Origin of the sequence: Enterobacter sp. E20 (assembly GCF_000801755.2) — a bacterium.
GTDB lineage: Bacteria > Pseudomonadota > Gammaproteobacteria > Enterobacterales > Enterobacteriaceae > Enterobacter > Enterobacter asburiae_B.
In genome coordinates this window covers 3,803,132-3,814,949 of record NZ_CP012999.1, presented here as the reverse complement: position 1 = coordinate 3,814,949, position 11,818 = coordinate 3,803,132, and the positions used below count along the sequence as shown (strand labels likewise).

Here is an 11,818-nt window from a genome sequence, read left to right as displayed (position 1 = left end):
AAGGATTACACGATGAGTACTTTTACGACCCCTGTCGTCACTTCCATGCAAATCATTCCGGTTGCGGGCCATGACAGCATGCTGATGAACCTGAGCGGCGCGCATGCGCCATTCTTTACCCGCAATATTGTCATTATCAAAGACAATTCCGGCCATACGGGCGTGGGCGAAATTCCGGGCGGGGAGAAGATCCGCCAGACGCTTGAAGATGCCATTCCGCTGGTGGTGGGCAAAACGCTGGGCGAGTACAAAAATGTCCTCAACACCGTGCGCAATACCTTTGCCGATCGCGATGCCGGAGGGCGTGGCCTGCAGACTTTCGACCTGCGCACCACCATTCACGTGGTGACCGGGATTGAATCCGCGATGCTGGATCTGCTGGGTCAGCATCTGGGCGTTAACGTTGCGTCGCTGTTGGGCGAGGGGCAGCAGCGCAGCGAAGTGGAAATGCTGGGCTATCTGTTCTTTGTCGGCGACCGCAGGCTGACGCCATTGCCTTATCAGAGCCAGCCGGATGAACAATGCGACTGGTACCGACTTCGCCACGACGAGGCGATGACCCCGGATGCGGTGGTGCGCCTGGCGGAAGCCGCATACGAAAAATATGGCTTCAATGATTTCAAACTGAAGGGCGGCGTGCTGGCCGGTGAGGAAGAGGCGGAAGCCGTTACCGCGCTGGCAAAACGTTTCCCGCAGGCGCGCGTGACGCTGGATCCGAACGGCGCGTGGTCGCTAGATGAAGCGATCAAAATTGGCAAGCAGCTGAAAGGCGTGCTGGCGTATGCGGAAGATCCGTGTGGGGCTGAACAGGGCTTCTCGGGCCGTGAAGTCATGGCGGAATTCCGTCGCGCCACGGGGCTGCAGACCGCGACCAATATGATTGCCACCGACTGGCGTCAGATGGGACACACCCTGTCATTGCAGTCCGTCGATATTCCGCTGGCGGACCCGCACTTCTGGACGATGCAGGGGTCGGTGCGCGTGGCGCAAATGTGCCACGAGTTTGGCCTGACCTGGGGCTCGCACTCCAACAACCACTTCGATGTGTCGCTGGCGATGTTCACGCACGTTGCCGCCGCCGCGCCGGGCACGATTACCGCTATCGACACGCACTGGATCTGGCAGGAAGGTAATCAGCGTCTGACTAAGCAGCCGTTTGAGATCAAAGGTGGCATGGTGCAGGTGCCTTCCACGCCGGGGCTGGGGGTTGAGCTGGATATGGACCAGGTCATGAAAGCCCATGAGCTGTATCAAAAACACGGTCTGGGCGCCCGTGACGACGCCATGGCGATGCAGTATCTGATCCCCGACTGGACATTCGACAATAAACGCCCGTGCATGGTACGATAAACGCATTGGGACCGCTCCCACAAGCGGTCTTTTACGTGGTGTATGCTTAACGTAACGACTATGCGTAAGGATGGCTTATGAAAATTGTTATCGCACCGGACTCGTATAAGGAAAGTTTGAGTGCGCTTGAGGTTGCGACAGCGATAGAACGTGGTTTTCGCGAGATCTTTCCCGAGGCGGTTTACGTCAAACTGCCGGTCGCGGACGGTGGCGAAGGGACGGTTGAGGCGATGATCGCGGCAACGCAGGGACGCATTGTGCATGTTCCGGTGACCGGCCCGCTGGGTGAGCGCGTGGAAGGATTTTATGGCTTATCCGGTGACGAGCAAAGTGCCTTTATTGAAATGGCGGCGGCAAGCGGCCTGGAGCTGGTCGTTCCTTCGCAGCGTAATCCCCTGAAAACCACCTCGTGGGGCACGGGCGAACTTATTCGTCACGCGCTGGACGCGGGCGTTAAGCATATCATCATCGGCATTGGCGGCAGCGCCACCAATGACGGCGGAGCAGGGATGGTGCAGGCGCTGGGGGCAAAGCTGCTGGACGACAGCGGGCAGCCCCTTGGGCAGGGCGGGGGCGAGCTGGGAAAACTTGCGCGTATCGACCTGAGCGGGCTGGACAGACGTCTGGCGGAGTGCCGGATAGAGGTCGCCTGTGATGTGACGAATCCGCTCACCGGAAAGGATGGCGCGTCAGCCGTATTTGGCCCGCAAAAGGGGGCCACTCCCGAGATGATCGTCACCCTGGACAACGCGCTGGCGCAGTATGCGAGAGTCATTGCCCGGGATCTGGATATCGATGTGCTAAATCTGGCTGGCGGCGGCGCGGCGGGTGGCATGGGGGCCGCGCTGTACGCCTTTTGCGGCGCGCAGCTGCGCCAGGGCATTGAGATCGTGACCGATGCGCTACACCTGGCCGACCATGTGGCCGATGCGGATCTGGTGATCACGGGAGAAGGCCGCATCGACAGCCAGACGATCCACGGCAAAGTCCCGGTGGGCGTGGCGAAAGTGGCGAAACGCTTTAACAAACCCGTCATCGGCATTGCAGGCAGCCTGACGTCGGACGTTGGCGTGGTACACGATCACGGCATTGATGCGGTGTTTAGCGTGATCTACACCATCTGCTCGCTGGAGGATGCGCTGGAAAATGCCAGCGAGAACGTCAGGATGGCCGCCAGGAATATCGCGGCGGTGCTGAAAGTGGGGCAGGGAATGTAGTTATCCCTCTCCCTGAGGGAGAGGGGCGGGGTGAGGGCATCAGGCCGCACCCGCAATCATAGGCCCGGTAAGCGTAGCGCCACCGGGCTTTTATCTCAGCTTCCCAGCAACTTCGTCGCTTCGCGCGTTACGTTATCCATCTCATCCAGCAGCTCCAGGAACTCCGGTTCAAGCTCCGATTCCGGCGTGCCGGCACGCAGCTGCTGCTCCAGCAGCTGGCAGAGGTTTTTCAGCCGCGGCACGCCGCTGTACCCGCAGCTGCCGTGCAGCTTGTGGATCGCTTCCAGCAGATCTTCCGGGTTTTCACCCACCAGCTGCTCTTCCACCTTATTGCGAATTTCCGGCAGAAACGCGACCAGCATTTGCAGCATTTCGCGGGCTAAATCGGGTTTACCAGCCGCCTGGCGCAGCGCGAGCTGCCAGTCAAAGGTGGCGTTCTGGTTAACGCTGATTTCAACCGGCTCGCTGGAAACCGTGTACGTCCCGCCAATGTGACCCGGCTTATAGCGTAACAGCAGGTTATGAAGTTTCTCTTCATCGATGGGCTTCGCCAGATAGTCATTCATTCCGGCGCTCAGCAGCTTCTCTTTCTGACCGGCCATCGCGTGCGCGGTGACCGCAATGACCGGGGTTTGCTGCTGGTGCGGCAGCTGGTGGATCAGCTCGCAGGCCCGAATGCCATCCATGCCCGGCATCTGAATATCCATCAGGATTAAATCGAACTGCATCTGCTTCGCCTGTTCAACCGCCTGCGCGCCGCTGGTGCACAGCTCAACGTGCTGAACCTGGTCCTCAAGCAATGCGCCAATCAGCTTCAGGTTGGCCTGATTATCATCCACCGCCATCACGCTCATCGGCAATTTTTGCTCGTCGTCAATCAGAGGGAGAGCATGCTGGCTAAGACGGCAATACTCCGTGAGCGCGGGCAGGAGGCGGGTCGAGGTGAGCGGCTTCAGCAGACACGCGGCGGCTCCGTCGTTTTTCAACTCCTCCGCATTAATCTGGGCGTGGCAGGGTAGCGCCAGCAGCAGATAGTCGGTCATTGACGCGGCTTTCGCCAGCCGCTCCTGCTGCATGGTCAGTTCGCCGGTGAAGGTGACCGGGATCCCCATCAGCAGAATATCGTAATGCTCAACGGCAAGCGCTGAGAAGGTTGGGCTGTAGACCACCTCCAGCGGCGTGGTGCTTAAAATATCGAGCGCACACTGCGCTGCCGCCGCGTTAGGTTCGACGTAGGCCAGACGCTTGCCTTTCAGGCAGTCCGTCACCGGGCCATCGGTTAGCACGTTCGGGTTGAGGTCCAGATTAATGTGGAACCAGAAGGTTGAACCGCGATTCGGCTGGCTGTGGAAAGAGATATCGCCGCCCATCTCGTTCACCAGGCGCTGCGTGATCACCAGCCCCAGGCCGGTACCGCCATGACGGCGGGAGATACTGGCGTCCGCCTGACGGAACGCCTGGAACAGACGCGACTGATCCCGCTCAGGAATACCGATGCCGGTATCGCGGATCTGGACTTCAATCTGCACCTTATTGCTGCTGATGGAGCGTTTTTCTACCAGAATGTCGATGTTACCGCTTTCGGTGAATTTAATCGCATTCCCGACAAGGTTGGTAATGACCTGCTGCAGGCGCAGCGGATCGCCAATGACGTTATCCGGCACGTCGTTTTTAATGTTGAGCGTCAGCTCAAGGCCCTTGTCGTGCGACGAGTGCGCGAGCAGCGTCACCACCTCATCGAGCGTACTGCGCAGCGGGAACGGAATGCTTTCCAGGATCAGCTTGCCCGCTTCCAGCTTGGAGAAGTCCAGCACGTCGTTGATGATCGCCAGCAGGTTGTTGGCCGAGCGTTCAATGGTGTGCAGGTGATCGCGCTGAGTCGGGTTGAGCTCGCTTTTCAGCGTCAGGCGGGTAAAGCCGATCACGCCATTGAGCGGCGTACGCAGCTCGTGCGACATATTGGCCAGGAATTCCGATTTAATACGTGCCGCTTCCTGGGCGCGCTTTTTCGCCAGATCCAGCTCAACGTTCTGGATCTCCATCTGCTCCAGCGTTTCGCGCAGGTCGGACGTCGCCTGGTCAACGTTGTGCTGCATCTCTTCGTGATACGCCGCCAGCGACATGGCCATTGAGTTGATGCCGTTCTTCAGCATGTCCAGCTCGCCCAGCATAAACCCTTCCACCCGGCTGTCGAGCTGTCCCCGGCGGATGCGGTCAACCGTATTAACCATGTTGCGGATGGGGCCCGTCACGTCGCGCATCAGGCGCCAGCCGAAGATCAGCGCAATGCCAATGCAGAACAGCATCATCACGCCAGAGATAAAAATTTCTTTGTACTGTTGTAGCCGGACCGACTTGAGATCCAGCTCCAGCGCCACATATCCCAGCATATTGTTGCTGGATTTGGCGTCGGATTGCGCTGACTCATCGGGGGAATAGCTTTCCGACACGATCGGCGTGCGCAGGATCATGATATCGCCGCGCCGCAAGACGGTGAGGTGGCGCGGGAATGGTGTACCGTCCGGGATCTTCAGGGCCGCCGGATCGAGATGAAAATTCGAGGTGACAAACAGGCGGTTATGTTCGTCGTAAACGGAAATGGCGCGTACGATGTCCGAGTGACGGCGGTGGAGCACGCTGATTAACTGGCCAATGGATTCGCGGTTTTGCAGGTTCATGCCGTACTCGCTGGAAACGGCAAGCGGTTCGATAATGCTGGCGCCTGCATCCTCAAGCTGTCGCTGCAAATCGTTATAGCGGTGCACAACAAAGAAGATACTCAGCAGCAAACCGATGAGAACGGTGGGGGCGAGGATCAAAATCATCATGCGCGCGCGCAGGCTGTAGTTGGTCATGGCGTTCCGTTATGGGACAATTAAGATAATTATGTTTATGTGAGAAAAATCTCGGCGATGGCGCAATTCTACTCTGCAAAGCGACGCGTGACGACGCGTCAAATCATTACTGTTGAAGCCACGGACCTCGATCCGTTTGGTCAGGGAGTGGCACGTCACAACGGTAAGGCTCTGTTTATAACAGGTTTACTGCCGACAGAACGAGCAGAAATTACGCTGACGGAAGATAAACGCCAGTTCGCGCGCGGACAGGTTAAGCGTCGCCTCAACGATAGCCCGGAGCGCGTGAAGCCCCGCTGCCCACATTTTGGCGTTTGCGGGGGCTGCCAGCAACAGCATGCGAGCACAGAATTACAGCAAAAAAGCAAAAGCCGCGCGCTGGCGCGTCAGCTTAAACATGACGTTAACGAAATTCTCGCCGATGTGCCCTGGGGCTATCGGCGACGCGCGCGCCTGAGCCTCAGCTATCAGCCAAAAACGGCTCGTCTTGAGATGGGGTTTCGCAAGGCCGGTTCCAGTGACATTGTCGATGTGCAGCAGTGCCCCATTTTGGTGCCCCATCTTGAGGCATTGCTTCCGGATGTGCGCACCTGTCTCTCCGGGCTGGACGGCGTTCGCCACCTCGGGCATGTCGAACTGGTCATGGCCAACAATGGACCGCTGATGGTCCTGCGCCATACCGCGCCGTTGTCGAAAAAAGATCGCGAAAAACTGGAACGCTTTTCGCATTCCCACGACCTGGCGCTTTTCCTTGCACCACAAAGCGAGATACTTGAGCAGGTTACCGGTGAGGCGCCCTGGTATGCGTCAAACGGGCTACGCTTAACGTTCAGCCCGCGGGATTTCATTCAGGTGAATGATGGCGTAAACCAGCAGATGGTTGAGAAAGCGCTGACGTGGCTGGATGTTCAGAAAAGCGATCGGGTGCTCGATCTGTTCTGCGGAATGGGCAACTTCACGCTGCCGCTGGCGCGAAAAGCGGCCAGCGTCGTCGGCGTGGAAGGCGTTGAGGCGCTGGTGGCTAAAGGGCAGGAGAACGCGCAGCAGAACGGCTTGCAAAATGTGACATTCTTTCATCAAAATCTTGAAGAAGATGTCACCCAACAGCCGTGGGCAAAACAGGGCTTTGATAAAATTTTGCTCGACCCGGCGCGTGCCGGTGCCCCGGGTGTGATGGCACATATTATTAAACTCGCGCCAAAGCGTGTGGTCTATGTTTCCTGTAATCCGGCAACGCTTGCCCGGGACAGTGAGGCATTAATCCGCGCGGGTTACCAGATTCAGCGTCTGGCAATGCTGGACATGTTCCCGCACACTGGTCATCTGGAATCGATGGTGTTGTTCGAGCACATCTAATTTGTTTGGCTTGTCGACTTCGACAGGCCCAGGTCCCTAAAGGAGAGGACAATGGTTGCGGTAAGAAGTGCACATCTCAATAAAGCTGGGGAATTTGACCCACAAAAATGGATCGCAAGTCTGGGAATTTCCAGCCAGCAGTCGTGTGAACGCTTAACCGAAACCTGGGCCTATTGTCTGCGCACCACGCAGGGGCATCCCGACGCCGATCTTCTCCTGTGGCGCGGCGTGGAGATGGTGGAAATCTTATCCATGCTGAACATGGATATTGAAACGCTGCAGGCCGCGCTTCTCTTCCCCCTCGCGGATGCGGACGTGGTCAGCGAAGACGTGCTGCGCGACAGCGTCGGGAAATCCGTCGTCGCGCTGATCCACGGCGTGCGCGATATGGCAGCCATTCGCCAGCTGAAGGCCGCGCACACCGATTCCGTCTCCTCTGAGCAGGTCGATAACGTTCGCCGGATGCTGCTGGCCATGGTGGATGATTTCCGCTGCGTGGTCATCAAGCTTGCCGAGCGTATTGCCCACCTGCGTGAAGTGAAGGATGCGCCGGAAGACGAGCGCGTGCTGGCGGCCAAAGAGTGTACAAATATCTACGCGCCGCTGGCGAACCGCTTAGGGATTGGTCAGCTGAAATGGGAGCTGGAAGATTACTGCTTCCGCTATCTGCACCCGGCGGAATATAAACGTATTGCCAAACTCCTTCATGAGCGCCGTATCGACCGCGAGCACTATATCGAGGAATTTGTCGGCGGGCTGCGCCAGGCGATGAAAGAAGAGAACGTGCGCGCCGAAGTCTACGGCCGGCCTAAGCATATCTACAGCATCTGGCGCAAAATGCAGAAGAAACACCTCGCGTTTGACGAGCTGTTTGACGTGCGCGCCGTGCGTATCGTGGCGGAGCGTCTGCAGGACTGCTACGCCGCGCTGGGGATAGTACACACTCACTTCCGTCATCTGCCCGATGAGTTTGATGACTATGTCGCCAACCCCAAACCGAACGGCTATCAGTCTATCCATACCGTTGTGCTTGGCCCTGGCGGCAAAACGGTCGAGATTCAGATCCGCACCAAACAGATGCACGAAGACGCCGAGCTGGGCGTGGCCGCGCACTGGAAATACAAAGAAGGCACCTCCGGCGGAGCGCGTTCTGGCCACGAAGACCGCATTGCCTGGCTGCGCAAGCTGATTGCGTGGCAGGAAGAGATGGCAGACTCCGGCGAGATGCTCGACGAAGTGCGCAGCCAGGTCTTTGACGATCGCGTCTACGTCTTTACCCCAAAAGGGGACGTTGTCGACCTGCCGGCGGGCTCTACGCCGCTCGATTTTGCTTACCACATCCACAGCGATGTGGGGCACCGCTGCATCGGGGCGAAAATTGGCGGACGTATCGTACCGTTCACCTATCAACTGCAGATGGGTGACCAGATTGAAATCATTACCCAGAAGCAGCCCAACCCGAGCCGTGACTGGCTTAACCCTAACCTGGGCTACGTCACCACCAGCCGCGGGCGCTCGAAAATTCACGCCTGGTTCCGTAAACAGGATCGTGACAAGAACATCCTTGCCGGTCGCCAGATCCTGGACGACGAGCTGGAGCATATCGGGATAAGCCTGAAAGAGGCGGAGAAATTCCTGCTGCCGCGCTACAACTTCAACGAGCTTGACGAGCTGCTAGCGGCCATTGGCGGCGGTGATATCCGTCTGAATCAGATGGTGAACTTCCTGCAGGCGCAGTTCAATAAGCCAAGCGCGGCAGAGCAGGACGCGGCGGCGCTGAAGCAGCTGCAGCAGAAAACCTATGCGCCGCAGCAGCGCAGCAAAGACAACGGCCGCGTGGTGGTCGAGGGCGTAGGTAACCTGATGCACCACATTGCCCGCTGCTGCCAGCCTATTCCGGGCGACGATATCGTCGGCTTTATCACTCAGGGACGCGGGATTTCGATTCACCGTTCCGACTGCGACCAGCTTGCCGAGCTGCAGTCGCATGCGCCGGAGCGCATCGTGGAAGCGGTCTGGGGTGAGAGCTATTCTGCCGGCTACTCGCTGGTGGTGCGCGTCACTGCCAACGACCGCAGCGGCCTGCTGCGCGACATCACGACCATTCTCGCCAACGAGAAGGTCAACGTGCTGGGCGTCGCCAGCCGCAGCGATACCCGCGAGCAGCTTGCCACCATCGATATGACCATCGAAATCTACAACCTGCAGGTGCTGGGCCGCGTGCTTGGCAAACTGAACCAGGTGCCGGATGTGATTGACGCGCGTCGTCTGCACGGCGGTTAAACACACTCTTCTGTAGGCCGGGTAAGGCTTTGCCGCCACCCGGCTTGTTTTTTTAATGGAAAACACTATGACTCAAATCGACCGCCTGCTCGGCATCATGAAACGCCTGCGCGACCCGGAAAACGGCTGCCCGTGGGACAAAGAGCAGACTTTCGCCACCATTGCGCCTTATACCCTCGAAGAAACCTACGAGGTGCTGGACGCCATTTCCCGCGAAGATTTTGACGACCTGCGCGGCGAGCTGGGCGATCTGCTGTTCCAGGTGGTGTTCTATGCGCAAATGGCGCAGGAAGAGGGGCGCTTTAACTTTGACGATATCTGCGCTGCCATCAGCGACAAGCTTGAGCGCCGTCATCCCCATATCTTCGGCGATGCCACCGCAGAGAACAGCGCTGAGGTGCTGGCCCGCTGGGAGCAGATCAAAAGCGCCGAGCGGGCGGAAAAATCCCAGCACTCGGCGCTGGATGATATTCCGCTGAGCCTGCCCGCGCTGATGCGCGCGCATAAAATCCAGAAACGCTGCTCCGCCGTCGGTTTTGACTGGACCTCCCTCGGCCCGGTGCTGGATAAAGTGCACGAAGAGATTGACGAAGTCATGCACGAAGCGCAGCAGGCGGTGGTGGATGAAGCAAAGCTTGAGGAAGAGATGGGCGACCTGCTGTTTGCAACCGTCAACCTTTCTCGCCACCTGGGTGTGAAAGCGGAAACCGCCCTGCAAAAAGCCAACCTAAAATTCGAACGACGCTTTCGCGAAGTTGAGCGGATTGTCGCCTCGCGAGGCCTGGAAATGAGCGGAATTGACCTCGAGGCAATGGAAGAAGTCTGGCAGGAAGTAAAGCGCCAGGAATCTGATCTCTAACGAGATTTTGCGATCAAGCGCAATTTGTGTGATTTTTTAAATGACAAGCGCTTGATTTGCGTCAAAAACATTTACCCAAAAGGGGCTATTTTCTCACTCCTTATGTTTGTCATGGCCTGGAATGGAGACGGAGAATGAAAGTTTGTGGCGCTCGCCGTGTTCGGGTATACTACTTTCCCGTCCTGGTTATTCCATCGTTTCACCCTAACTTCTCAGGTTCAGCATGACAACGAACTATATTTTTGTGACCGGCGGGGTCGTATCCTCTCTGGGTAAAGGCATTGCCGCAGCCTCCCTCGCAGCCATTCTTGAAGCCCGTGGCCTCAATGTGACCATGATGAAACTGGATCCGTACATCAACGTCGATCCAGGCACCATGAGCCCAATCCAACACGGGGAAGTGTTCGTTACTGAAGACGGCGCTGAAACCGATCTGGATCTTGGCCACTACGAGCGTTTCATCCGCACCAAAATGACCCGTCGTAATAACTTCACGACTGGCCGCATCTACTCCGACGTTCTGCGTAAAGAGCGCCGTGGTGACTATCTGGGTGCAACCGTTCAGGTTATCCCGCACATCACTAACGCAATCAAAGAACGCATTGTTGCGGGTGGCGAAGGCCACGACGTGGTGCTGGTTGAAATCGGCGGTACCGTGGGTGATATCGAATCCCTGCCATTCCTGGAAGCGATTCGTCAGCTGGCGGTAGATATCGGCCGTGAGCACGCGCTGTTCATGCACCTGACTCTGGTGCCGTACATGGCCGCCGCTGGTGAAGTGAAAACCAAGCCGACTCAGCACTCTGTGAAAGAGCTGCTCTCCATTGGTATTCAGCCAGATATCCTGGTTTGCCGCTCCGATCGCGCGGTTCCGGCGAACGAACGTGCGAAAATTGCATTGTTCTGTAACGTGCCTGAAAAAGCCGTTATTTCAATGAAAGATGTCGATTCCATTTATAAAATCCCGGGCCTGTTGAAATCTCAGGGCTTGGACGATTATATTTGTAAACGATTCAGCTTGAACTGTCCGGAAGCGAACCTGTCTGAATGGGAACAGGTTATTTATGAAGAAGCCAACCCGGCAGGCGAAGTGACTATCGGTATGGTCGGCAAGTACATTGAACTGCCGGATGCCTATAAGTCAGTGATCGAAGCGCTGAAACACGGTGGTCTGAAGAACCGTGTTTCCGTGAACATCAAGCTGATTGATTCGCAGGATGTTGAAACGCGTGGCGTTGAAATCCTGAAAGATCTGGATGCTATCCTCATTCCTGGCGGCTTCGGCTACCGTGGTGTAGAAGGCAAGATCGCCACCGCGCGCTATGCGCGTGAAAACAATATTCCATACCTCGGCATCTGTCTGGGTATGCAGGTTGCGCTGATCGAATTTGCGCGCAACGTAGCGGGAATGGAAAACGCGAACTCTACGGAATTTGTGCCAGACTGTAAGTACCCTGTTGTGGCGCTTATCACTGAATGGCGTGACGAAGAAGGTAACGTCGAAGTCCGTACCGAGAAGAGCGATCTGGGTGGCACCATGCGTCTTGGCGCACAGGCCTGCCAGCTGTCTGACGATAGCGTGGTTCGCAAGCTGTACGGCGAGCCGGTCATCACCGAGCGCCATCGTCACCGCTATGAAGTCAACAACATGTTGTTGAAACCTATTGAAGCCGCGGGCCTGCGTGTTGCGGGCCGCTCCGGGGATGATCAGTTAGTCGAGATCATTGAAGTGCCAAACCATCCGTGGTTTGTCGCCTGCCAGTTCCACCCGGAATTTACTTCAACGCCACGTGACGGGCATCCGCTGTTTGCAGGCTTCGTGAAGGCCGCCAGCGACTACCAGAAGCGTCAGGCGAAGTAAAAAAAGTTAGAACGGCAACGCGTACCTTTGGTACGCG

At 57.3% G+C, this 11,818-nt stretch carries 7 protein-coding genes; 6 read left to right on the top strand and 1 reads right to left on the bottom strand.

What is annotated here, in order from left to right:
* The first annotated feature begins 12 nt into the window (after positions 1-12).
* Positions 13-1,350 carry a glucarate dehydratase gene (gudD, locus tag NI40_RS17740; protein WP_039263343.1) on the top strand — a complete coding sequence of 446 codons (1,338 nt, stop codon included), beginning with the start codon at positions 13-15 and terminating at the stop codon, positions 1,348-1,350.
* A 77-nt stretch (positions 1,351-1,427) separates the two neighbouring features.
* Entirely contained in the window at positions 1,428-2,567 is a 1,140-nt protein-coding gene (locus tag NI40_RS17735) for a glycerate kinase (protein WP_039263344.1), read from the top strand.
* Between the two features lie 95 nt (positions 2,568-2,662).
* Here the strand turns inward: NI40_RS17735 and barA are convergent, their stop codons facing one another.
* Positions 2,663-5,422, bottom strand: coding sequence for a two-component sensor histidine kinase BarA (barA, locus tag NI40_RS17730; RefSeq protein WP_033146423.1), 2,760 nt, complete (start codon positions 5,420-5,422; stop codon positions 2,663-2,665).
* Between the two features lie 57 nt (positions 5,423-5,479).
* On the opposite strand from barA, the gene rlmD reads away from it, so the two are divergent.
* The 4 genes from rlmD (at position 5,480) to pyrG (ending at position 11,781) form a co-directional block, all read left to right on the top strand.
* Positions 5,480-6,778, top strand: a complete 1,299-nt coding sequence (rlmD, locus tag NI40_RS17725; protein WP_039263345.1) for a 23S rRNA (uracil(1939)-C(5))-methyltransferase RlmD — start codon at positions 5,480-5,482, stop codon at positions 6,776-6,778.
* 51 nt (positions 6,779-6,829) lie between these two features.
* Entirely contained in the window at positions 6,830-9,061 is a 2,232-nt protein-coding gene (relA, locus tag NI40_RS17720; protein ID WP_023309015.1) for a GTP diphosphokinase, read from the top strand.
* Between the two features lie 67 nt (positions 9,062-9,128).
* Positions 9,129-9,920 (top strand): nucleoside triphosphate pyrophosphohydrolase, encoded by a 792-nt coding sequence (gene mazG / locus NI40_RS17715; RefSeq protein ID WP_039263346.1) that lies wholly within the window; start codon positions 9,129-9,131, stop codon positions 9,918-9,920.
* Positions 9,921-10,143: 223 nt separating this feature from the next.
* Entirely contained in the window at positions 10,144-11,781 is a 1,638-nt protein-coding gene (gene pyrG / locus NI40_RS17710; protein ID WP_023309013.1) for a glutamine hydrolyzing CTP synthase, read from the top strand.
* Positions 11,782-11,818: the final 37 nt, after the last annotated feature.

Coding starts and splice junctions, on each gene's coding strand:
- NI40_RS17735 (WP_039263344.1), top strand. CDS start 1,428: ATGAAAATTGTTATCGCACCGGACTCGTATAAGGAAAGTTTGAGTGCG.
- mazG (WP_039263346.1), top strand. CDS start 9,129: ATGACTCAAATCGACCGCCTGCTCGGCATCATGAAACGCCTGCGCGAC.
- barA (WP_033146423.1), bottom strand. CDS start 5,422: ATGACCAACTACAGCCTGCGCGCGCGCATGATGATTTTGATCCTCGCC.
- relA (WP_023309015.1), top strand. CDS start 6,830: ATGGTTGCGGTAAGAAGTGCACATCTCAATAAAGCTGGGGAATTTGAC.
- rlmD (WP_039263345.1), top strand. CDS start 5,480: ATGGCGCAATTCTACTCTGCAAAGCGACGCGTGACGACGCGTCAAATC.
- gudD (WP_039263343.1), top strand. CDS start 13: ATGAGTACTTTTACGACCCCTGTCGTCACTTCCATGCAAATCATTCCG.
- pyrG (WP_023309013.1), top strand. CDS start 10,144: ATGACAACGAACTATATTTTTGTGACCGGCGGGGTCGTATCCTCTCTG.